We start from the raw sequence: 24,677 nt of genomic DNA, 5'->3' as shown, positions 1-24,677 counted from the left end.
AAATTACAAAAAAAAATTAATCTTTAGTATTTTCTATTAACTTTATAAAATCGCCATTAAAAAGATTAACATCAACTAAACCTTTTACCCCATTTACTTGAGCTTTTTCGGTAAATTGCCAAATTAACCAATGATCATCTGGCTTTTTTCTCCAAAAATTATAATTGGCAATCCAAAATGGATATTCAGAAAACTCTTTTCGTAAAAAATCGGTATAATAGCTTTCACCCGAATAAATAATGGGCTTCATTTTGTAATGTTTTTCAACTTTTACCAACCAACGTCTTAATCCCTTTTTTAAACTATCCAAAGATTGTGTTCGCGGTAATTTTTCGATATCTAAAACTGGTGGTAAATCGCCTTTTTCTAGTTTTACCGTTTTTATAAAATTATTAGCTTGTTGAATGGAATTTTCATTTGGACGATAATAATGATAAGCGCCACGAATAATTCCTTTTTCTTTCGATGCAATCCAATTCTCCTTAAAGCGTTTATCAACTTTATTATTTCCGGCAGTAGCTCTAACAAACACAAAATTTAAATCGAAAGTATCTTCAATTTTACCTAGGCTCTCCCATTCAATTTTTTCTTGATATTCAGAAATATCAAAACCAATCATAAAATCTTTATGAGTATCTAGAACTTCATAAATGTGAATATCGTTTATACGCCTTTCTTCTTTGGTTAAACCATATTCGTTTTTAGATTTAAAACCTAAATAAAACAATAAACCATCGGCATATTCGTAGGTGAAAATTCCTAAACCTGTAACCACAAAGAATACAAACAAATACACAAATATTCTAAAACTCGTACTCGTTTTTCTCTTGGTTTTAGATTTCGTAAATGTTTTTTTCTTTACAGGATATTTAGGCATTTGATACTTTTAATCTGTTTACAAAAAAAGAAACCACAATGTATGATAAAATAATCATTGGAATGGCAACTACTTGAAAAAGAATTAAAAGTAATACAGCAAATATTAAAAATGAGATTTGTAGTTTGTTATCTTTCCAGTTAATGTTTTTAACTTTTAATGAAAATAAAACAACTTCCGCATTTAATAAATAAGTACTCACTAAAGTAATAACTAATAATACATAAGGATTATACAATAAATCGGTTAACCATTGATATTGATCAGCATATTGAATCATTGGAATACTCATTACAAATAAGGCATTTGCAGGAGTTGGTAATCCAATAAAATGATCTGTTTGTCTTGGATCGATATTAAAATTAGCCAATCGGTAGCAAGAAGCAAGTGTAATTAAAAAACCTAAATAAGGCACAAATCCCATGTAAAAAGTTTCGTCTGTCAACATATATTCAGGAGTTTCCGCTTGAATAAAATCAAATAATTTAAACATCATTAATCCAGGCACTACTCCACTTGTTACCATATCGGCAAGTGAATCTAATTGTAAGCCTAAATCGCTTGATACATTTAATTTTCTAGCAGCAAAACCATCCCAAAAATCAAAGAAAATTCCTAAGCATACAAAATAAAAAGCATGATCGTAATATCCATTAAAAACACTTACTAAGGCCAAAAGACCTGATAACAAATTAAGTAAAGTAAGTCCATTTGGAATATACTTGGTTATTGACATAATCTTTAATTTTAAACTTTGAACAAAGATAATACAATAAGTTAGCACTTTTAAAGTTTACTAATTAAGATTTTTATTTGATATTTGTAAAAAAATTGTTTTTGAAAAAAATTGTTTTACTCTTTTTAATTTTTTCAAGCCAACTTACGTGGTCTCAAACTGTTCGTAAATATTCTAATGAATTTATGAATATTGGAGTTGATGCTGCAGCTTTAGGTATGAGTAATACCGTTACAGCTCAAACTGGCGACGTAAACTCGGGTTATTGGAATCCTGCAGGATTATTAAATCTTGAAGACAACCAACTTGGCTTAATGCATGCAAACTACTTTGCTAATATAGCACAATATGATTATGCTGCTTTTGGAATGCCAATTGATGACAGAAGTGCAGTTGGAATTTCCTTAATTCGTTTTGGAGTTGACGACATTTTGGACACCACTCAATTAATTGATAGTCAAGGAAATATTGATTACAATAGAATTTCATTATTTTCAACTGCCGATTATGGTTTGACAGTTTCATACGCAAGAAGTTTACCAATTGACGGTTTAAACTACGGAATTAATGCAAAAATTATTCATAGAATTATTGGAGATTTTGCTAGTTCTTGGGGATTTGGTTTCGATTTAGGTATTCAATATATAAGTGATGAAGAAGATTGGAAATTTGGTTTAATGTTACGCGACATCACTACAACTTACAATACTTGGACAATTAACGAAGATAAGTACAACGAAATTAGAGATGCAATTCCTGGTGAAAACCAAGAGTTACCAGAAACTTCAGAAGTTACGCTTCCTAAGGCACAATTAGGAATTTCTAAAAAATATATCATAAGATACGATTACAGTATAACAGGTGCTGCAAATTTAAACATGCAATTTGCAAGAACAAACGATATTATTTCTACGAATGTAGTGAGTGTTGATCCTGCAGTTGGTTTTGAAGCGGGTTATATCGATTTAATTTTCTTACGTGGTGGCGTTGGTAACTTTCAACAAATTACTCAAATTGACGGTTCAAATAAACTAAGTTTTCAACCCAACTTTGGTGTAGGTTTCAAATACAAAGGAATTCAAGTAGATTATGCTTTAACCGATTTAGGAAATCAAAGTACTGCTTTATATTCTAACATATTTTCAGTAAAAGTTGATTTTGGAATTTTCCGATAAGTAATTGCTTGGAAAAACTTAACTTTGGACAACTTTGTTTGAAACATTATGAAATTAAAATTATTTACGCTAATTCTAATTTTTTTAACTTTTTTGGGTTTCTCAAAATATTATTCTTTCAGAAAATAGCGAAATCAGCATTTTAAATTGTGGTACTGGAAACGAATCTTATTCACTTTATGGTCATACAGCCATTAGAATTAAAGACATTCCTAATAATCTAGACATTGTATTCAATTATGGAACTTTCGATTTTGAAACTCCAAATTTTATGTTGAAATTTATTAAAGGAGATTTACAATATTTTGTTAGCACAAATACTTTTTCAAATTTTTATTACAATTATCAATTAGAACAACGTTCTGTTTACGAACAAAAAATAAAACTTTCTCAAACCGAAAAACAAAGGTTATTTGATTCCTTAAATCAGTCTATATATTCAGACGAAAGATTTTACACTTATAAATTTATCGATAGAAATTGCACCACCATGGTTATTGATAAAGTAAATGAGCAAATTAAAAATCATAAAATTGAATCGATAAAACCGATTGAAAAAACGTACCGAGAAATTTTATATCCCTATATGGATAACTTTTTCTTTCAAAAACTCGGAATTAATTTAATTTTTGGAACCAAAGTAGATCAACCAGCAGAACGTTTATTTTTACCGTTAGAATTGATTCAATCGCTTGAACGAAATCCAATAGCTGAAGAAAAAGAAACGCTTTATGAAGCAGTTAAAATTGACTATCAACCACATTTTTTAGACAATATTTACACTTTAATAGCTATTTTGGCATTAATTGTACTTACTAGAAAAAAATGGTTGTCACTTACTTATTTTGCAATTCTTGGCTTTTTAGGTTTATTTTTTTGTGTCGTAGGATTATACTCTTTCCATGAAGAAGTTTTATGGAATTACAACGCGTTACTAATTAATCCTATATATCTAGCATTAGCCTTTTACTTCTATAAGAACGAAAAACAAAAAATTTCAGTCTTAGCAAAAGTCATTTTTATAACCCATTTGTTGTATTTGGCTTTTATGTTAAACAAAATTCATTTAGGAATTATAAGTCCAATTCTTGTGGCTAATTTTATTTTATTAGCTTTATTAATCAAAGGAAACAAACGAATCATAAATTAAACATATCATGAAAAAAATAATTTTTACTGAAAATGCTCCTGCACCAATTGGACCATATAGCCAAGCTGTTTTAGTAGGAAATACATTGTACACTTCGGGACAAATTGCGATTAATCCTAAAAACGGAGAACTAGTTCTAGAAGATATTGAAACAGAAACAACTCAAGTAATGGAAAACTTACAAGCAGTTTTAACAGCTTCTGAAATGACATTTGATGATGTGGTAAAGGTTTCAATTTTTATTAGCGATATGGGAAATTTTGGAAGAATAAATGCTATATACGGTAAATATTTTAATGAAGCAATTGCACCAGCTAGAGAAACTGTACAAGTAGCTTGCTTGCCCAAAAATGTAAACGTAGAAATTTCGGTAGTAGCTATTAAAGCATAAAAAAAGCGACACAATGTGTCGCTTTTTTTATAAAATATTTTTCTACTTTCCTGAAGCTTTCCAAGCAGTGTAACCTCCTTCTAAATCTACTATTGTTGTAAAACCCATTTCTTTTAATATTCCAGCAGCTTTTGCACTTCTACCACCCATTTTACAATAAACCATTACAGGTTTATTTTTATCTAAAGTAGCTACTTTCTCTTTAAAATCATCTTGTAATACATCAATGTTTTGAGCATCTTGAATGTGTCCTTCCGCAAATTCACCTTCTGTTCTAACATCAAGTATTTGAACTTCTGGTTCCGTCATTTTTTGTTCGAAAGTGTCAGGATTAGCTACTAAAACTCCTTCTTGTTTTTGATTTACACAAGAAATCGCTAAAACTGATGTAAGTAATGCTCCAAAAATTATTTTCTTCATAATATCTTTTGTTGTTTTATTGTCTAAAATACAAATTAATTTAAATGCTGTTTTAAAATACTTACTAAATCTTTAGTGGCTAAAACACCTGATTGTCTCCATAATAGTTTACCTTGTTTAAACAACATTAATGTGGGAACGCCTCTTACCATAAATTCAGCTGCTAAATCTTGATAATTATCCACATTAATTTTTATTATTTTTACATCGTCTTTAATGATAGATTTTGTTTCCTGAAGTATGGGTGACATCATTTTGCATGGTCCACACCAATCTGCATAAAAATCTACTAAAGTCAATTGGTCTTGATTTATTATTTCATTAAATTTTGCATTCATAATCTAAATTCTTTTTACAAATTTACCTCAATAACTATTCCTATTCTGTAATATAAGTTACATTTCTGTCAATATGACAATTATCATAGAATGATTTAAAAAATGATAGTAATTTTGGCTTAAATTAAGGCATAATGAAAACTTCTCTTATACAAAAATATAATGTACCAGGACCTCGATACACGAGTTATCCTACGGTTCCTTATTGGGAAGAAAATAATTTTACTGCAGAGAAATGGAAATCTTCAATGCTCGAAACTTTTCAAAAAACAAACACATCTGAAGGTATTAGTCTGTATATTCATCTTCCTTTTTGTGAAAGTTTGTGCACTTTTTGTGGATGCCATAAAAGAATTACTAAAAGACACGAGGTTGAACATCCATATATAGATGCCGTTTTAAAAGAATGGAAACTATATTGTGACTTATTTTCAACCAAACCTAACATCAAAGAAATACACTTAGGTGGTGGAACTCCTACTTTTTTTTCTCCTAATAATTTAGAAAAACTAATTAAAGGTATACTTTCTAAAGCTACAATTGCTGATAATTATGAATTTAGCTTTGAAGGACACCCAAACAATACAACTAAAGAGCACTTACAATTGCTTTATAATTTGGGCTTTAGAAGAGTTAGTTTTGGCGTACAAGACTACTCTACTAAAGTTCAAACTGCTATTAATAGAATTCAACCGTTTCATAATGTAGCAAAAGTTACTTTTTGGGCACGAGAAATTGGTTACACCTCAATAAGTCACGATTTAATTTTTGGACTTCCATTTCAAACTTTAGATGATGTTTTAGATACCATTGATAAAACAAATTCATTACATCCAGATCGATTGGCTTTTTACAGCTATGCTCACGTACCATGGATTAAAGGAAATGGACAACGAGGTTTTAACGATGAAGATGTACCTAAAGATGATGCAAAACGTCTACTTTATGAAGAAGGAAAAATTCGATTGAGTGAAAATGGTTTTCATGAAATAGGAATGGATCATTTTGCAATAGATTCTGACAGTATGTTTACTGCTTTTGAAGAAGGCAAATTACATCGTAATTTTATGGGCTACACCACTACAAATACTAAACTTATGATTGGTCTGGGAGTTTCTTCAATAAGTGATAGTTGGACAGCATTTGCGCAGAACGAAAAAACTTTAGAAGATTATTACGAAAGATTAGACAAAAATGAAATTCCGGTTTATAGAGGACACATTTTAACTTCTGAAGATTTGGTAATAAGACAACATATTCTAAATATTATGTGCCAATTTGAAACAGATTGGTCGCAAGATGAATTAAAATTCCTAGAAATAGGTGAAGTAATTGAATCGTTAAAAGAGATGGAAGTTGATGGTCTTTTAAAGATATTCGACAACAAACTTATTGTTACCGAAAAAGGAAAACCATTCGTAAGAAATATTTGTATGGCTTTCGATTTAAGACTAAAAAGAAATACACCACAAAGGCAATTATTTTCAATGACGATATAAAAAAAGCCACGCAATGCGTAGCTTTTTTTAATTATATATTTTATTTCAAATCAAATCGATCTGCATTCATTACTTTAGTCCAAGCTTTGATAAAATCTTTCACAAATTTTTCTTTGTTATCATCTTGAGCATAAACTTCAGCATAAGCACGTAGAATAGAATTTGAACCAAAAATTAAATCAACTCTTGTTGCTGTCCATTTTGTTTCGCCAGTTTTTCTATTAACAACATTGTAACTGTTACTTCCTGTTGGTTTCCAATTATAACTCATATCAGTAAGATTTACAAAAAAATCATTTGATAAAACCCCAACGTTATCAGTAAAAACTCCGTGTTTAGTATCTCCATAGTTGGTCCCTAAAACACGCATTCCTCCAACTAAAACTGTCATTTCAGGTGCTGTTAATCCTAATAATTGTGCTCTATCTAACATCATCTGTTCTGGCTGAACATTTGCATAATCTTTTTCAACCAGTTTCGGAATGCATCGTGTACAGGTTCTAAATCTTCAAAAGATTCAATATCTGTCATTTCTTGAGTTGCATCTCCACGACCAGCCAAAAAGGGAACCGAAACATTAAAACCAGCATCTTTTGCTGCTTGTTCCACTGCAGCACTTCCGCCTAAAACAATTAAATCGGCAATGCTCACATCTTTACCGTAAGAGTTTTTAATTTCTGAAAGTTTAGTTAAAACTTTTTGTAATCTTTCTGGTTCGTTTCCTTGCCAATCTTTTTGTGGCGCCAAACGTATTCTTGCTCCATTTGCTCCACCTCTAAAATCGGAACCTCTAAATGTTCTCGCACTATCCCAAGCAGTAGCAATAAGTTCTGAACGCGTTAATCCGCTATTTAAAATTTTAGATTTTAATTCGTTAATATCACTTTCCGATAAAACTTTATTTCCTGCAGGAATAGGATCTTGCCAAATTAGATCCTCTATAGGTACATCAGCACCAAGATATCTCGATTTTGGACCTAAATCACGGTGTGTAAGTTTAAACCATGCTCTAGCAAAAACTTCAGTAAAATAGTTAAAATCGTTATAAAATTTCTCAGAAATTTTTCTGTACTCGGGATCCATTTTCATTGCCATATCAGCATCTGTCATAATAGGATTTCTTCTAACAGAAGGATTGTGGGCATCAACAGGTTTTTTATCTTCGGGTAAATTTATAGGTTCCCATTGCCAAGCTCCAGCAGGACTTTTCTTTAATTCCCAATCATAATTTAATAACAAATCGAAATAACCGTTATCCCATTTTGTAGGCTCGGTTGTCCAAGCTCCTTCAATTCCACTTGTTATTGTATCGCTAGCATTTCCTGAACCTTTTGGGTTATGCCAACCCAATCCTTGTTCTTCAATTCCAGCTGCTTCAGGCTCTTTTCCTAACTTAGACGCATCGCCATTACCGTGAGCTTTCCCAACTGTATGTCCGCCAGCAGTTAAAGCTACAGTTTCCTCATCATTCATTGCCATACGTTTAAAAGTAACGCGAACATCGTGTGCTGTTTTTAAAGGATCTGGATTTCCATCAACACCTTCTGGATTTACATAAATCAATCCCATCATTACAGAAGCTAATGGGTTTTCTAAATCTCTTTCACCAGAATAACGACTTCCTTCACTTCCAGTTTTTGCTAACCATTCATTTTCTGAACCCCAATAAATATCTTTTTCTGGATGCCAAATATCTTCACGTCCACCAGCAAAACCAAATGTTTTTAATCCCATAGATTCATAAGCCATATTTCCAGCTAAAATCATCAAATCTGCCCAAGAAAGTTTATTTCCATATTTCTTTTTAATAGGCCACAACAATCTACGTGCTTTATCTAAGCTCACATTATCGGGCCAACTGTTCAATGGCGCAAAACGTTGGTTTCCTGTATTACTTCCACCACGTCCATCAGATGTTCTATAAGTACCCGCAGAGTGCCATGCCATACGAATCATTAAACCACCATAATGTCCCCAGTCTGAAGGCCACCATTCTTGACTTTCGGTCATCAAGTTTTTTAAATCAGTTTTAACAGCTTCTAAGTCTAGTTTTTTAAATTCTTCAGCATAATTAAAACTTTCTCCCATTGGATTTGTTTTGTTATCATGTTGATGCAGAATATCAAAGTTTAATGAATTTGGCCACCAATCTTTATTTGATGTTCCATCACCAGTTACCGTCATGCTTCCGTTATGAAAAGGACATTTACTTAAGTTTTCAGAATTGTTTTCCATAATATTAGTTTGATTTATAATTTTTTGTTTGCTTGCTATTTAATTTACATATTCTCATAAATTTAAGAATAAAGTATTAAATATCAAATATTTATTTGCTAAACTACATTATAAATCAGTTCAAAAAACAAATTCTCAATAGATAAAAATTATATTAAAATAGGACTACTAAATAATTTTTATTTATTACAGCAATACCAAGTAATAATAAATAATTATAAATACATTTTAGATAAAAAAAAACCGGTTCAAGTTTTGAACCGGTTTAGCGGAGAAAGAGGAACTAACATCTACTTTATTTAGCTTTACCTCATCTTACTAAAACAGCTGTTAACCCTTGAAAAATAAGAGATTTTTAAAAAAATGTAATAAAGTAAAATTAAGCTAATTATATATAAAAATGACAAATGTGGGGATTATGTGGGGATAATTTTGTATCTTTAAAGTGTTGAAAAACTTAATGATACCGTACCAATGGCAACAATTAACTACCTCATAAAAGGAGAAAAAAACGCAACAAATATACTTTTGCGTTTCAAAAACGGCAGAAAATTCGATTTAACAGCATCAACCGATTTAAAGGTAGAACCAAAAAGGTGGAGTTCTGCAAAGCAAAAAGTTAAACTTACAGCTGATGATACTACAAAAGACGAAGTTAATCAAAAACTTTCAGAGCTTGAAAAATTCATTTTTGACGAATTCAATTCAGATAACAGCAAAGGCGAGTTTATCGATAAACATTGGTTAAGAAAAAAGATAGCTAATTTCTTTAATAGACCTATTGACGAAACAGCCGTTGACCAAATATTTTTCATTCCTTTCATTGATACTTTTATTAAACAAGCACCAACACGCATAATAAAAGGCAAAAATAAGCCAATTGCTAAAGGAACTATCACAAAGTATAATACAACACTAAATAAGCTAAAAGAGTACGAAGAACGCTTTAAAACGAAGCTAAAGTTTACCGATTTAGATTTAACTTTTTATTACAGGTTTGTTAATTTCCTATCACAAGAGCAAAAGATAAATTTGGGTACAATTGGAAACTACATTGGAACCATTAAAACGATTGCCAGAGATGCAAAATTAAAAGGTTTGCCGGTGCATCCACACATCGAGCATCCTAACTTTTTTGTACCAAAAATTACTGCGGATAGCATTTATTTAAAAGATGAAGAAATTAATAAAATATTCAATCACGACTTTAAAGGAGTTGAAAGATTAGAAAACACAAGAGACTTATTTATAATTGGATTACGTACAGGATTAAGAATTTCAGATTTTTTAAGGTTGAAAGATGCCAATATCAAAAACGGCTACATTGAAATTGAAACACAAAAAACAGGGCAAACAGTTACAATTCCATTGCATCAACAAGTAAAAGCAATTTTAGAAAAAAGAAACGGTTTCCCAAGAGCAATTTCAGACCAAAAATTCAATGAACACGTAAAAGAGTTGTGCAAAGTAGCAGGATTCAATGAATTAACACAAGGCTCAAAAATAAATAAGGATACAAAACGAAAAGAAGAAGGAGTTTTTGAAAAATGGGAATTAGTATCATCGCACATTTGTAGACGTTCATTTGCCACAAATCTATATGGTAAGTTGGATAATTTAACCATTATGGGAATAACTGGGCATCAAACAGAAACTCAATTTTTGAAATACATTAAAATAACAAGAACCGAAAAAGCAGAAAAGCTAAAAGAATATTGGAACAAACAAAACGAAGAACAAGAAATTGAAGAGAAAAAAATGAAAGTAGTAAAGTAAGGTAAAGTTTAATATATTTAGCTTTTTAATTTTGTATGAAAAGTGTCAATTCATTTATAAAAGCTTTAAGTGAAAATTATTATTCTGAATTTCTTACTGATGCAATAGCTGAAGAAATTGATTTTCATAGATATTTTTTGCCTGTTAATTATCAAAGTCATTATTATTATGAGTTGAGAATTAATGAAATTCATTTAAAAAGAAGGGAGATAATAAACAATGTAAAAAAGCTATATCAAAACGCTTTATCTCAAATTTACATTGAATTATCCTCACAAGACCCAGAGAATTTTGATGCTTTTTTAATTTTTAATATTGAGGCAGTAAAATTACAATTGAAAATTATCAAAGCTGACTTTTATGTTGACAGCAAACAATCTCGATATTACTCAATTGTTGATGATAATCCTGAAACACAATATTTACAAACAATTTATCAAGAAAAAACTAACGACAATGAATTTGAGTTAGATGATAAAATTTATGAATTAATAAATAATTCAGACTTCAAAAAAGTAGAAAGTTTATATTATCCATTTGCATTATATTACAGGTCTAAAACATTGAGCTTCTTACCTTTTTCTTTGTTTCATATTGGCTATAAATTTGTTTTAGAACTTATCAAAATTCAGCGAATAGTTAATGATTTAAAAGAAGAAAAAGCAGTTAATCCAAAAATCAATTGGATAGGCAAAAAGACGCATATCGGATATATCTTGGGAACATTAGCATTAAATGGCTTTATTGATGCACCAAAAAATAAAAACGGAGAAATAAATTATACGGCTTATGCTAAATTGATTAAACAAAATTTCAATGCTGAAATTTCCGAAGAATCATTGAGAAAATACCTCAACCCTGAAGATGATAAATTCGAAGAAAACAAAAAATCATTTGATAAAGCAAAATACCATTTACCTAACATAATTGAAGTAAGCTAAGACGTTCCGGAACGTAAAGGAACGTTTACTGAAATATAACCAACCTTACTTTGTACCATCAATAACGATAAAAGCGTATCACGATGGAACAAAGTAAAATCACACAAGTATTCGGAGTTTCTCCCGAAGAATTCAAAGAAAGCATCTTAACCGATGTTAGAGCAGAAATTAAATCCTTAGCTCAAAATTTCCAACCTATTGCACCGCAAGAATATCTTACACGACAAGAAACGGCAGAAATTCTGAAGGTATCTTTAGTAACACTTTCCGACTGGAACAAAAAGAAAATCCTCAACCCATATCGTTTAGGAAACCTCATCAGGTACAAGCGTTCCGAAATTGAACAAGCTTTAGTCAGTATTAATGCAAAAAAACAATAACTATGAGCCATCCATTTCAAGAGAGTTTAAGCAACATCGAAAAACGCTTGGAAGAATTAACCAATGCGGTTACCAAAAAGCAAGAAAGAATATTCGATAAGGTAATTATAAATAACGATGAGTTTCAAAAACTGTTTAAAATTAGTCCAGGAACGGCTGCCAATTGGAGAGAGAAAGGATTGATTGCATACAGCCAAATAAACAATAAAATTGTCTATAAAATCGAGGATATAAATAAAATGCTCGACGATAACTATCGACCATTTAAAAAGTAATTCTTTAGGTCATGATAGACTTTATCAAGTTAAAAATTACTGATGAAGTCTTGATAAATGAAATTTGGAGAAATCCTGTTTTAGTATATGATGGTAAAGCCGATAAAATCATTGATAATAAACTCAAAAAGAGAATCACAAGAAGATATGAAAATCTATATTTTACTAAGTTTTTCAACAGGTTAGAAATATCAGGAAGCATTCATAAATTTTACAATAATGATGTACACAATGCGGACGATTTTACAATAAAAAAAGTAATCCAAGTAATAGATCATCTCAAAGAATTATTCGAGTTAGATTTAGAAAAATGTTTCATTATAAACTTGGAATACGGAATCAATATCATTTCGCCAATACCCATTAATAAACTAATTGCAAATTTAATTTATCACGAAAAACGTCAGTTTTACAGAACAACAAAGCATTTATATTACAAGATAGCGGGTGTTGATGCCTACAAAAACATAAAAGTGTACAACAAACACATTCAACATCCTAAATTTTGTAAAGAAAATACCTTCCGATTTGAAGTAAAAAGCAAACAAGCTAAATTTATAAACAAGTTAGGAATACACACGCTTAGCGATTTACTTAGCAACAAAACCCATCAAGCGTTAGGTTGCTCTTTACTTCAAGAATGGAACAATATCCTTCTATTTGACAGAAAAGCGAATGTAGATGAAAAATATTTTAATACTAATTTTTGGGAAAATACAATAACCGTTAAAAGTAGAAATCTATTTAATTACCATAAGAAAAAGTATTTCAAACAATTAGGGAAAAGTAATTTACATTCAAAAATTCACGGTTTAATTCATCAAAAAATACTTCAATTAATGTAGTGCAGTTTCCAACTAATATATACTTGGAAATTGCACTATAATTATTGTGATATAAAAACTTGAATTGCATTATTTTTTGTATAAAAATTAACTAAATTTACCCTTTCTACAAAAATAAGTGCCAGAACCATGATAAAAAACATCGAAAAAAGCAATGAGAACGTTGCTATCAATGATAAAGAAATTGCCATATTAAAAGAACACTTCCCAACTTGTTTTAAAAACGATGGAAGTTTTGATATAGAACGATTCAAAGAAACATTGAAAGATAAAGTCGATGTAGTGCATGAAGGCTACGAGCTTAAATTCTTAGGTAAAAGTTATGCTAAATTATTAGCTTCTTTAGACACTACTACAGTAATAACACCTAACGAAGAACACAACAACCAACCCGAAAACACAAACAGCGAAAACATCTACATAAGTGGAGATAATTTAGATGGGCTAAAACACCTTTTAAAATCCTATGCTAAAAGTGTAAAATGTATTTACATTGACCCACCTTATAACACGGGGTCTGATGGTTTTGTGTACAAAGACAATTTCAATTTTACTACCGAAGAACTACAAGATAAATTGAGTGTAGATGAAAACCAAGCCAACCGCATTTTAGAGTTAACTCAAAAAGGTTCTGCTTCGCACTCTGCTTGGTTGATGTTTATGTATTCTCGTTTGCAATTGGCTAAAGATTTATTAAAAGAAGATGGTGTTATCTTTATTTCTATCGATGATAATGAACAAGCAAATCTAAAGTTATTGTGTGATGACGTATTTGGGGAAGAAAACTTTATTGCTCAAATTATGATTGTTGCAAATCCAGGTGGAAGAGATTATAATCAAGTAGCAGTAACTCATGAATATTTAATGTGTTATTCTAAATCTGAATTATCTGAATTATCCGAAATAAAGAAAGAGGCTAAATTTAAATTTAGTGATGAGAATGGTGGTTATGAATGTAGAGAGTTAAGGAATCGTAATCCAAAATATCATAGTGGGAATCGTCCAAATTTATTTTATCCTTTTTATGTTAATCCAAATATTCAAGACTATGATGGATATTGCTCTGTAAGTTTAATTAAAGATGAAAATTATAATATTGAAGTAAAACCATATAATTCTACTGGAAAAGAAAGTGTTTGGAGATGGGGTAAACCAAAGTCTAATGACAATATAGTTTTAAATGATCCATTTAAAAGTCAGATTATTGCTAAACAAAAAAAAGATGGAGATTGGAATATTTATGAGAAAAGTAGAAAGTCAACAACAAAAGTAAAATCTATTTGGGATGAATCAGGAATGAGAACTGAAGATGGTACTCGTTTAGTTAGACAAATTTTTGAAGAAACATTATTTGACCATCCTAAACCAATTGACTTAGTAAAACGGGCAATTGAAATTGGTTCAGAAGATGATATTATTTTAGATTTTTTCTCTGGTTCTGCCACAACAGCAAATGCAGTTTTAAAATTAAACTCAGAAGAAAATAGTTCAAGAAAATTTATTTCAATTCAATTACCTGAAATTCTGGATTTAAAAAATCCAAGTCAACAAAATGCTTATAATTTTCTAAAATCAAATAATCTTCCAACAACTTTAGATTATCTTGGATTCGAGAGAATCAAAAGAGCTGCAAAAAAGATTAAAGAAGAAACCAATGCAGAAATAGATTATGGTTTCAAGCACTTTATTTTAAACGAGCCTAATCCTAATACCTTAGACAAATGCGAAACATTTGATAAAGCTAATTTAATAGCTAATGATTCCATTTTAGACGATTTTGGAGTACCTACGGTTTTAACCACTTGGTTAAATTATGATGGTTATGGCTTAACAACAAAAGCAACCGAAATAGATTTAAAAGGTTATACGGCTTATTATCATCAAAAACATTTGTATTTAATTCATACCGATTTTACCCAAGAAGCTGTAATGGAGCTTTTTGAAAAATACGATACCATACCACATTTTAACCCTGAGAATATTGTATTGTTTGGTTATAGTTTCAACGAATGGTCAGTTACCGAAATGTTAGAAAAGAATCTAAAAATCTTAAACGACACCGAAAAGAATTTAAAAATTAACATCGAAGTAAGATACTAAACTTTTACATTTTATGAAATCTACAACGAAAAAGATAACTACAAATACAAGAGTAATAAAGGATTTATTAACTAACTATCGAGACACTTTTCAAGCATTTAGAGAGTTAATTAATAATTCTATTCAAGCAGACTCTAAAAATATTGAAATCAATATTGAATATACAAATTCAGCCAGTTTCAAGTCACCTATAAAAACCATTGAAATTAAAGATGATGGTTATGGTGTACCTTTCAATGAATTTGATAACAGAATACTTGAAATTGGAACTATGGCTAAACAAAAAGGACAAGGAATCGGTAGATTTAGTTCTTTACAAATAGGAGAATTAATGCATATTAACACTGTAGGTTTTGATAAAGAAAAAAATCAGTTTTCCAAAACAGAATTTAGCATTGACACTACTGATTTTAAAAATGCTCAACTTGAAAAAACTGAATTTAAAGTTGATTACGAGTATTTACCTAATCGTGAAAAAACGTATTACAAAGTAACAATTGAACAACTACATCATAATAAAGCAGAAAAAATTGCCAAAAGAAATACATTAAATGAAAACTTTTTATCAAAGAATATCAATCAAGCTATTTTTGAACATTATCCTTATGAAATTTTTCACAATACTGTAAAATTTATTGTTAATGGTGTTGAGTTAAAAAGAAAAGATTTTGTTATAGGCGAGCCGAGTAAAAAATCGGTTGAATATACTGATAAAAAAGGCGAAAATTTCAACCTAAATTTTTATTTCTATAATATAAAATCGTCTTTAAATAAAGTTAAAGTTTTTTTCAAATCGATAATGCTGGTTTAAAAAGTGTAGCACATGAATACACATATTCTTCTGATTGGTATACCTCAGATTTAGGCACGTGGTTTATTTACATTGAATCTCCGCTTCTAAATTCTGATTTATTTAGAAATCTAGATTTAGATACTTTAGGCGAAGCGGAAGTGAAAAATTTAAAAGAAACAATAAAAGAAACAATTAATAATTTCTTCAAAGCAAAAAATAAAAGGTTTGAAAAATTTATTACCAACCTTGAAAAAGACAAATACTATCCTTATCGTGATAATGAATATCCTGCTTCACAATCTCAAGAAGTATTATTTAAAAAAGTTGCTTATCTTTTAGAAGACGAACATAAATTAATTCAAAAAAATGATAAAATTAGAAATTTTCTATATCCTCTTCTTGATAAGGCAATTGTAAATGGAAATATAGAATATATATTTAAAAAAGTTTTAAAACTTTCTGATGATAGTTTAGAAAAATTCCATCATTTACTAGAAAAAACTGATTTAGAAGATGTTGTTCATTTTGCTAGTGTTGTTGCTGAAAAGACAGAATTTTTAAATTTTTTACAAGAACTTACTTATGGGGATATTTCAAAGCATGTAAAAGAAAGAAGTCAGTTACACAAAATAGTTGAAAATCAGCTTTGGTTATTTGGTGAAAATTATAATGGTACTCCAAAACTTTGGTCAGATAAAAGAATTGGTAATATATTGGAAGAATTAAGAAAAGAATATTTTGAGTATGAACCTACTTTACAAGATAAAAACCTTATAGAATTGGATGATAGTGGTTTAAACGATATAACAGATTTGTTCTTTTTTAATGAAAAGATAATTGATTCTGGAGAAAGAGAAATAATGATCGTAGAATTAAAATCTCCCAAATGTGCAATAAGTGAAAAAGAGTTAAATCAAATTAATAGATATGCTTTTACAATTGAAGACAACCCAGCCTTTCCAAGTGAAAAAGTTAAATATAAGCTAATATTAATATCTTCAAAACTTACAAAATTTGCAAAATCTCAAACAAAATCAAGAAGAGATTCATATCCCGATAATCCGTTTCTATATGAGAAGAAAAGCGAAAAAAATATTGAAGTGTATGTTATGGAATGGGCAGAAATAATTGAACAAAACAATAGAAAGTTAGGCTATTTGTCAAATAAATTAAGTGTAAAAGATAAAAATGTTAAAGAAAAATTTGAGGCTGAATATGCTGAACTAATAGATGAAAAAATATCTGCTCAATTAAGATTAGTAAAATAGTACTTAAAATGATTAAAATTTCAACAACAGCGATTAATATTAAAAATATTATGACAATTAAACTTTTTGTATGCCCAAAATGTTAAGTCTATGGAGTTAATTTTAAAAAATGGCTTACCACATCAAGACAAAGGTGTTCAGGCAGTAGCCAATGCATTTTCGGTAAATAGTTTCTCAAAAAACAAAATGTATTTTGCTAACCCTACTTTAGAGTTAGATAAAGAAGCTTTATTGCATAACATTAAGGAAGTTCAAAAAACAAACGGTATTCATCCCGAATATACGGCTTTAAACGGCATACAAGATTACTTGAACTTAGATATTAAAATGGAAACCGGTACAGGAAAAACCTATGTACACACGGCTACTATTTTTGAGTTACACAAACAATACAAAATCAATAAATTCATAATTGTTGTGCCTACTTTAGCCATTAAGGCAGGTACACGACAATTTATACAAGACCCTTATACAAAAAAGCATTTTAAAGATGTTTGTGGTTATGGAACAGAAATAGAATTACAAGTATTAGATGCAGCCAAAAAGAAAAAAGGAAAACAATTTTTCCCAAGTGCTGTGCGTGAATTTGTTTCGGGTTCCAGTCAAAATCAAAATAAAATTTATGTTTTATTGGTCAATATGGCTTTGCTAACCAATAGTAAAATGCTAAAAGACCAATACGACTCTGGAGTAGAAGATTTCTATAAACCTGTTGAAGGTATAAGTGCTACAAAACCTTTTTTATTAATAGATGAACCACATCGATTTTCTAAAGCACAAAAAACATTTGAATTTATTACAAACGAAATTCAACCACAATGTATCATTCGCTTTGGTGCAACTTACCCAACAGTTACTATTGGAAAAGGCACAGCAAAAAAAACAATTAAAGACTATCATAATTTATTATATGATTTGAATGCTTGTGAATCGTTCAATCAAAATTTAATTAAAGGAATAGCCAAAGAACACTTTGAACCGCTTTCTAAAAAAGAAGACAAAGTAAAAATAATGGCTATCCAAAGTAAAACCAGTGCAAAGTTCAATCTAATTCAAAAAGATGGACCAACTAAGAGTTTTGAATTAAAAAAAGGCGATAGCTTATCCATTATTTCAGAAGAGTTTGAAGGAATTGTTATTGATGCTATTGGTTCTAATTTCATTGAATTGTCAAACGGTCAAACAAAATCACAAGGCGAAGAATTTAGTACCGATATTTATTCGTCATCGTATCAGGAACAAATGCTAAAATTAGCCATTGACCGACACTTTGAAACAGAACGTATAAACTTTGATAGAAAGTTTAAGATTAAAACATTAGCCTTATTTTTTATAGACGATATTTATTCCTATCGTCAAGATGAAAAATCTGGTAAAGAAACTTATTTAAAAAATACGTTTGAAAAGCTTTTATTAGATAAAATAAACCAAGTAATACCAACGCTTAATAAAGATACTGAAAAAGAATATTTAGAATTTTTAGAAGCTTCAAAAAAAGATGTTACAGCTTGTCATGCGGGTTATTTTTCACAAGATAACAGCAGTTCTGATGAAGAAATTGCAAACGAAATAAACGAAATACTTTTCGAGAAAAAGAAATTGTTATCCATTAAAAAAGAAGATGGTAATTACAATACGCGTCGATTTTTGTTTTCTAAATGGACATTAAAAGAAGGTTGGGATAATCCTAATGTATTTACAATTACAAAATTACGTTCAAGCGGAAGCGAATCGAGCAAAATTCAAGAAGTTGGACGAGGATTGCGTTTACCTGTAGATGAATTAGGAAACCGTATTTCAAATGAAGAATTCAAATTAAATTACATCATCGATTTTACCGAAGCCGATTTTGCTGATAGATTAGTAAAAGAAATAAATGATGAATTACCAAAAGGATTTGTCATTACTGAAGAAAAACTAAATGAAGTTGCTAAAAAATTAAAACAAGATCCAGACGATTTATTCTTTGATTTATTTTCTAAAAAATACATTGACAGAAAGTACAACATCAATATTGAAAATCAAATTCAGTTCTTTGAGGAATATCCTGATTTTGCTATGGGATTAAATGGCAATAAAGTAGTAGATAGAAACACTAAGAAAGATAAAAAGATAAAAATTCGTCCAGCAGTTTATAACGAATTAAAAACACTATGGGAAGCCATCAATCAAAAGTATGTTTTGTTTTACGACAAGATTGAAGAAGATGACTATCTAAAAGAAGAATTGGTAAAATTATTTGAAAACAATGTATTTACTGATGTAATCATTACAAGTAAACGTCAAGTAATCCAGACTACAGATGACAACCAAATGATGGCAAATGAAGATAGTGGTGTTCAATATACAATCAGTCGTCCATTACCTTACAGTGAATTTTTAAAACGAATAAACAAACAAACCAATATACCTATTCAGTTAATTCATGAGGTATTAATTTCTTATGCTGAAAAACATTCAATTGATAATGATAAAATCAATGAATTCAGTGCAGCAAATTTTGTATCGCGTTTTAACGATTGGAAAATAAATAAACTACAAGGCAGATTTAGTTATAGCAAATCGAATATCAAATTAAACGGTACAAAACTGTCGTTTCCTAATGGTCAACCAAAAGAAGAAATTACCCAAGGAGTTATTGGAACTAAATTCATTGAAGGCACACCTGTAGAAAAATATTTGTATGATACTTATGCTTATGATTCTCCATTGGAAAAAGATAATATTCAAGCAGTAATTGATGAAGTAGTAGTTTACGGAAAAATTCCAAGAAGCAGTATTTCAATTCCAACAATTACAGGACAATCATACAGCCCCGATTTTATGTATGTAGTCAAAAAAGCAGATGGTTCAAAAACACTAAATATTGTAGTAGAAACAAAAGACGTAGAAAATCAATCCACGTTAAGAAAAACCGAAGAAGTCAAAATCAAATGTGCAAAAGAGTTCTTCAAACAATTAACCATAGACGGCTACACAGTAGAGTTCCACGAACAATTGAACAACAAGAAGATTAAACAAATTGTTGATGAGGTTTTAATGTAAGTTATCTATAAAATAATTATGACAGAGAAATACATCCTACAACTACTAAACAAACTAAACCGCTTTCCTAATTATAAAGAATGTGTAAAAGTTAGTATTAGTAAAAATGTAGAATTAGCGCATATATGGTATAAAGAAGGTTTTTCAGATAGTCATATTCCAGATACTTATTTCCTAATAAAAGAAAACAATAAATACATTGGTGCTGTATTAGATATGACACACGATTTACATTGGGTTGTTTTACCAAAACATCGTAAAAAAGGGCATTTATCAAAAGCTTTAAAACATGCTATTTTACCCTATTTATTAGAAGAAACAGATAGATTAGAACAAAAAATCACAATAAAACGTAATGAAATTGGAGAAACAAATTATCAAAATTCATTAAAAGTTGCTTTAAATATTGGATTCAAACAAATAGATGAAGAAAATTTAGTTTTCGATTACAATTCATTAGACGAAGACGAGTATCAATTAGATTTTCAATATAAAGGTTTACCAGAAGAAGAATTTAATAATTGTATTAATCAACTACAAAAGTTAGCAAAACAAATGAAGAATAAAAAACTAAAGGAAGTAGTAAATGATTTCTTCTTAAAAACAAAGGTGTAAAACTTTAACACTTCATTTGTAACTTTAATGAGATTATCACGTTAAACAAATACAAGCAAAAAGAGTTAGAATTGAAGAAGTTACAACAAATGTTGTAAGTATTATAATTTTCATATCTTTGCATAACAAAACAAAAACAAAAAATTACTAATGGCAATTGCAATTAAATCAATACCGGTTCTTAAAAGTGAAGCTGCTAAAGCTTTTGTAGATAGAATTAGTGGTAATACTGCAAAAAAATCTTCTGTAGATTTTTCCAAGCAAGCCAATGTTGCGTCTAAAATTTTAGCTAAAGCAAAACTGTAATTTCACCTTGGGTTTTCTACTTGATAAATGTACGCTTCAAGTCTATAATGCTCAATTATTGACTTTTTGTGATACTTTTGATTGTGATAATGCCGATTTAAACGATTTCTTTCGTGACGATGCTCTAAACTATCAATCTGAGTTATTAGGAAAAACCTATTGTTTTACTTTAGATGAAAATCCTAAAATTATAGTTTGTGCTTTTACTATTTCAAATGATAGTATCAAAACAACACACTTACCAAATTCAAGAAAAAGAAAGTAATACAAGAAATACCTCGTCAAAAACAAATGAGGTCTTATCCAGCTGTATTAATTGGTCGTTTAGGTGTAAATAAAAATTATAGATTCATTCAAGGAGAAACAGAAAGAACCGGCAAACAATTAATGGATTTTATAAAATCTTGGTTCATTGACGGAGCTAATAAAACAGGTTGTCGTTTTATTGTTGTTGATTCATACAATACGCCAGGTCCATTAAAATATTATTCGGACAATGAATTTGTACCACTTTTTAGTACAGAAGATCAAGAGAAAGAATTTACAGGTCTTAAACCAGAAGATTCTTTAGAAACACGTCTTATGTATTATGATTTAATCGTTCTATCTCGTGAATCAAATCTAGCCGATAACGAAACCAATAAAAGCATCTGGTCAACAATAGCTGTTTTTTTTAGAAAATTATTTTCTTAAAATTATCTCATTCAGCTGCACAAAATTTTCATTTAGTCCAAGTTTTCCTAACCTCAAATCTTTGTTTGCTTCATTTCGTTAATATTACAAGGAAAAGAGAATAGGAACGCTATCGCTGTCGTATTTGCATCCCACCCGTCCAACGCTCCCCAAAGCATTAGCGGTTTTCTCCCAACGCAATAAGCACTTATTTTCCCATAAGTAAGTAAATAAAAAAAGGTTTTCTGTTTTCCACTAATAAGCATATTTCAGCTAAGTGTCATTCTGAGCCTGTCGAAGGAACCACGCGCACAGTAAACCTTTTTTCATCCACTTACACCCAAGCTAAAAAACAAGAGCTTTCCAACGCTAAAAACCACTCCCAAGCTATTTTACATAATGAAGGCAACATTATAGTTCAAAAAAAAGAGTTAATAATTTGAGAGGTAATTTTTTAGAACTATAATTTCATTATGTAAAATATCCGCACAGCCAAAGCTCCCACCCAAATAGGAACAGTGTTTTCATTGTTTTTTGAAGATGCTTCACATTTTCATTAGACTTTAGCTGTAAACTGTGACTGACTACTATCCATTGACTTTTCAAGCATCCTCAAAAATCAAAATTGCCCGCAAGAGTATAGTTTTTCATTTACCACACCGATAGAATTAAAATCAAAAATACAGTAAGCAAATAAAAATCTATACCCTTGCTTCGCTACTGCCAACGCACTCGGTAAGCTCAGTAGGGGCAATCTTCCATTTCCCCAAACCCCTATGGATGCAATTTTTTTTAAAATAATGCCAGACGTTTTTCACTCCGATTGAAATTAATCAGTAAGCATTCTTTCAAAAAAAACAGCTAAAATTTTAACTATACCGGAAACATTATTACCAAACGGAAAAGCAAGTACATACTTGCGATTGTAGAATAAATAAAAAAATAATGTTCTTTTTCTTAATACTGAATTCTAACAATTTATGATAATTAATAACAAATTTTGACAAAACAATTTAGATTTAAAAAAATAATGTAAAGAAGTAATAATTTTGAGTAAGTAAAAATCAATACCAAAGCCGTACCAAGTCCACAAAATTTAATTTTTAATTTTTAAATTATATAGACATGGGTAAAATAGGTAGAGGTATTCTTGGAGGAGTATCAGGAAAAGTAGCCAATATTGTTGGTTCAAGATGGAAAGGAATAGATTACATTAGAGCTAAACCTCAAAGTGTAGCTAATCCAAGAACACTATTGCAAGTGAATCAAAGAACAAAATTTGCTTTAGTGTTGAGGTTCTTACAACCTAACTTAAATTTTATTAAGGTTGGTTATAAAAATTATGCAGTTAAGAAATCACAGTTTAATAGTGCGATGTCTTATATTCTGAATAATGCAATTACAGGAGTTTCTCCTGATTTTGAAATTGATTATTCAATGGCGTTATTGTCAAGAGGTAATTTAGCAGGAGCTTTAAACCCTGTTTTCGATTTAACTACACCTGGACAAGTGCAGTTTAGTTGGGACGATAATTCAACAGAAGGCAATGCATTAGCAACTGATAAAGTTATGGTAGTTGCTTACAATCCATTAAAAGGAGAAAGTGTTTACTTAACTGAAGGAGCTACAAGGGCAGATTTATCGCAAACGGTTATTATACCTAATAGCTATGCTGGGGATGAATTACAGATGTTTATTTCGTTCATGAATGCAGAAGAAACACAATTATCAAATAGTATCTATATTGGCTCTGGTACGGCTTCATAATAATAGTAGATACTTATTTTAAGAACCACCTGTAAAAGGGTGGTTTTTTTATTGTATTACCGATATGGTGATTTATTGTAAATTATTTTCTTGATTTCACTTTCGCTTAAATCATATATTTCCATTATCCCTATTTCTCTTAACTCTAAGGCTCTATCTTTCATAAAATGGAAGTAAGGACTATAACTGCCAACTTTGAGTGTTATAAGAACGATTTGGCAATCATTTTCTAATTCATGAGTTATATTTTCAACATAAAAATGATTTATTGGAATTAAAGCACTAACAAAAGGTAAATTTATTGTTTCACCAACTCTTGGAACATGTGTTAGCTTATCAATAGTAAATTGACATCTGTAATTAAAATAAGAAATATAAAAGTGATAAATAACCTTGTTGAAGCTTAAATTTAATTTGCGTTCATATGTAAAAATTTTTGAATGCATTTTCAATAAAAGCTTTCTTAATATATGTGATTTTAAATTTGTAGCAGCTTCAATATCTTTCATTTTTGGAAAAGGAATATCTAACTCTTCATCAAGATAGTCTTTTGCTAAAACAAAGTCGATTATTGGTTTGTATTCTAAATCATCTTTAAAAAGATCTTTCAATTGATTACCAATATAAATAAAGTCTTTAATTATTTGTTTTACTGATACTTGTGTTTCCATGATTTACATTTTTATATAAAAATAATAAATTAAGAAACTAAATGATTGTGGGATAATGTGGGATATATTGTAAATAAAAAACCCTAACTAATTGATTTTCAATCGTTAGGGTTTTAATTCTGCGGAGAAAGAGGGATTTATTTCACCTCTTTTATGCCTTTATTTTACTAGTAATTTAGTTATTCTTCAATACGAGTGCACCGAATTATGCACCTTATAAATTAGCTTGTTTTATAGCCTATATTGATACTTCAAATTTAATCAATTTTCATCACATTATCAATACAATCCAGTTTAATTATTGACTGAGTTATATTAATAATTAAGTAATAAGATGTTCTATTTGTTCTTGTTTTAAACCTGTGTATTCACAAAACTCATCTATACTAATTAAGCTACTTT

23 protein-coding genes and 1 pseudogene are annotated in these 24,677 nt (G+C 29.7%); 18 read left to right on the top strand and 6 right to left on the bottom strand.

The window, feature by feature from the left end; all coding sequences use genetic code 11:
• Positions 1-16: 16 nt before the first annotated feature.
• A complete protein-coding gene (locus tag GCU34_RS00955; protein ID WP_072780567.1) occupies positions 17-877 on the bottom strand; it encodes a glycoside hydrolase family 25 protein in 861 nt (286 codons plus the stop codon).
• Complete coding sequence (locus tag GCU34_RS00950; protein ID WP_178138321.1) at positions 870-1,613, bottom strand: CDP-alcohol phosphatidyltransferase family protein; 744 nt, start codon at positions 1,611-1,613, stop codon at positions 870-872. Before GCU34_RS00950 ends, GCU34_RS00955 begins: the two co-directional genes overlap by 8 nt.
• Before the next feature lie 101 nt (positions 1,614-1,714).
• Between GCU34_RS00950 and GCU34_RS00945 the strand changes: the two genes are divergently transcribed.
• From GCU34_RS00945 to GCU34_RS00935, 3 genes are all read left to right on the top strand, one after another.
• On the top strand, positions 1,715-2,788 hold the full coding sequence (locus GCU34_RS00945) for a putative type IX sorting system protein PorV2 (protein ID WP_449403949.1): 1,074 nt from the start codon (positions 1,715-1,717) through the stop codon (positions 2,786-2,788).
• Positions 2,789-2,897: 109 nt separating this feature from the next.
• Positions 2,898-3,938 (top strand): lipoprotein N-acyltransferase Lnb domain-containing protein, encoded by a 1,041-nt coding sequence (locus GCU34_RS00940; protein ID WP_152378330.1) that lies wholly within the window; start codon positions 2,898-2,900, stop codon positions 3,936-3,938.
• Between the two features lie 7 nt (positions 3,939-3,945).
• A complete protein-coding gene (locus GCU34_RS00935) occupies positions 3,946-4,329 on the top strand; it encodes a RidA family protein (protein ID WP_072780572.1) in 384 nt (127 codons plus the stop codon).
• A gap of 42 nt (positions 4,330-4,371) precedes the next feature.
• Here the strand turns inward: GCU34_RS00935 and GCU34_RS00930 are convergent, their stop codons facing one another.
• Together GCU34_RS00930 and trxA are read right to left on the bottom strand one after the other, a co-directional pair.
• The gene (locus GCU34_RS00930) at positions 4,372-4,749 is read right to left on the bottom strand and encodes a rhodanese-like domain-containing protein (RefSeq protein ID WP_072780575.1); all 378 of its coding nucleotides are present in this window, start codon (positions 4,747-4,749) and stop codon (positions 4,372-4,374) included.
• A gap of 35 nt (positions 4,750-4,784) precedes the next feature.
• Entirely contained in the window at positions 4,785-5,087 is a 303-nt protein-coding gene (gene trxA, locus GCU34_RS00925) for a thioredoxin (protein ID WP_072780578.1), read from the bottom strand.
• Positions 5,088-5,221: 134 nt separating this feature from the next.
• Here trxA and hemN point away from each other — a divergent pair, with 134 nt between their 5' ends.
• The gene (gene hemN, locus GCU34_RS00920) at positions 5,222-6,586 is read left to right on the top strand and encodes an oxygen-independent coproporphyrinogen III oxidase (protein WP_072780580.1); all 1,365 of its coding nucleotides are present in this window, start codon (positions 5,222-5,224) and stop codon (positions 6,584-6,586) included.
• A gap of 40 nt (positions 6,587-6,626) precedes the next feature.
• On the opposite strand, the pseudogene katG reads toward hemN, so the two are convergent.
• Positions 6,627-8,821 (bottom strand): annotated as a pseudogene (gene katG / locus GCU34_RS00915) (catalase/peroxidase HPI).
• 474 nt (positions 8,822-9,295) lie between these two features.
• On the opposite strand from katG, the gene GCU34_RS00910 reads away from it, so the two are divergent.
• The 14 genes from GCU34_RS00910 (at position 9,296) to GCU34_RS00855 (ending at position 23,604) form a co-directional block, all read left to right on the top strand.
• Entirely contained in the window at positions 9,296-10,597 is a 1,302-nt protein-coding gene (locus GCU34_RS00910) for a site-specific integrase (RefSeq protein ID WP_072780597.1), read from the top strand.
• A 35-nt stretch (positions 10,598-10,632) separates the two neighbouring features.
• Positions 10,633-11,538: a hypothetical protein gene (locus GCU34_RS00905; protein ID WP_072780600.1), complete on the top strand. Its 906-nt coding sequence runs from the start codon at positions 10,633-10,635 to the stop codon at positions 11,536-11,538.
• An 83-nt stretch (positions 11,539-11,621) separates the two neighbouring features.
• Positions 11,622-11,918, top strand: a complete 297-nt coding sequence (locus tag GCU34_RS00900) for a helix-turn-helix domain-containing protein (RefSeq protein ID WP_072780602.1) — start codon at positions 11,622-11,624, stop codon at positions 11,916-11,918.
• A 2-nt stretch (positions 11,919-11,920) separates the two neighbouring features.
• On the top strand, positions 11,921-12,193 hold the full coding sequence (locus GCU34_RS00895) for a helix-turn-helix domain-containing protein (protein WP_072780605.1): 273 nt from the start codon (positions 11,921-11,923) through the stop codon (positions 12,191-12,193).
• An 11-nt stretch (positions 12,194-12,204) separates the two neighbouring features.
• Complete coding sequence (locus GCU34_RS00890) at positions 12,205-13,038, top strand: hypothetical protein (protein WP_072780617.1); 834 nt, start codon at positions 12,205-12,207, stop codon at positions 13,036-13,038.
• 129 nt (positions 13,039-13,167) lie between these two features.
• Positions 13,168-15,138, top strand: coding sequence for a site-specific DNA-methyltransferase (locus tag GCU34_RS00885; RefSeq protein ID WP_072780620.1), 1,971 nt, complete (start codon positions 13,168-13,170; stop codon positions 15,136-15,138).
• A gap of 13 nt (positions 15,139-15,151) precedes the next feature.
• Positions 15,152-15,949 carry an ATP-binding protein gene (locus GCU34_RS00880; RefSeq protein ID WP_152378329.1) on the top strand — a complete coding sequence of 266 codons (798 nt, stop codon included), beginning with the start codon at positions 15,152-15,154 and terminating at the stop codon, positions 15,947-15,949.
• 140 nt (positions 15,950-16,089) lie between these two features.
• A complete protein-coding gene (locus GCU34_RS00875; RefSeq protein ID WP_152378328.1) occupies positions 16,090-17,199 on the top strand; it encodes a hypothetical protein in 1,110 nt (369 codons plus the stop codon).
• Positions 17,200-17,289: 90 nt separating this feature from the next.
• Entirely contained in the window at positions 17,290-20,244 is a 2,955-nt protein-coding gene (locus tag GCU34_RS00870) for a type III restriction-modification system endonuclease (protein WP_072780626.1), read from the top strand.
• 18 nt (positions 20,245-20,262) lie between these two features.
• Complete coding sequence (locus tag GCU34_RS00865; protein WP_072780629.1) at positions 20,263-20,859, top strand: hypothetical protein; 597 nt, start codon at positions 20,263-20,265, stop codon at positions 20,857-20,859.
• Positions 20,860-21,009: 150 nt separating this feature from the next.
• Positions 21,010-21,165: a hypothetical protein gene (locus GCU34_RS13560; RefSeq protein ID WP_165764834.1), complete on the top strand. Its 156-nt coding sequence runs from the start codon at positions 21,010-21,012 to the stop codon at positions 21,163-21,165.
• Positions 21,166-21,172: 7 nt separating this feature from the next.
• The gene (locus GCU34_RS13760) at positions 21,173-21,430 is read left to right on the top strand and encodes a hypothetical protein (RefSeq protein ID WP_227658708.1); all 258 of its coding nucleotides are present in this window, start codon (positions 21,173-21,175) and stop codon (positions 21,428-21,430) included.
• A gap of 26 nt (positions 21,431-21,456) precedes the next feature.
• The gene (locus GCU34_RS13755) at positions 21,457-21,858 is read left to right on the top strand and encodes a hypothetical protein (RefSeq protein WP_227658707.1); all 402 of its coding nucleotides are present in this window, start codon (positions 21,457-21,459) and stop codon (positions 21,856-21,858) included.
• A gap of 1,104 nt (positions 21,859-22,962) precedes the next feature.
• Positions 22,963-23,604, top strand: a complete 642-nt coding sequence (locus GCU34_RS00855; RefSeq protein WP_072780638.1) for a DUF6266 family protein — start codon at positions 22,963-22,965, stop codon at positions 23,602-23,604.
• Positions 23,605-23,660: 56 nt separating this feature from the next.
• Here GCU34_RS00855 and GCU34_RS00850 read toward each other — a convergent pair whose 3' ends face one another.
• The gene (locus GCU34_RS00850) at positions 23,661-24,275 is read right to left on the bottom strand and encodes a hypothetical protein (protein WP_045968975.1); all 615 of its coding nucleotides are present in this window, start codon (positions 24,273-24,275) and stop codon (positions 23,661-23,663) included.
• Positions 24,276-24,677 lie beyond the last annotated feature (402 nt).

Source organism: Flavobacterium haoranii (assembly GCF_009363055.1).
GTDB lineage: Bacteria > Bacteroidota > Bacteroidia > Flavobacteriales > Flavobacteriaceae > Flavobacterium > Flavobacterium haoranii.
The sequence above is the reverse complement of the archived record's forward strand: the minus strand, read 5'-3'. Positions and strand labels throughout refer to the sequence as shown.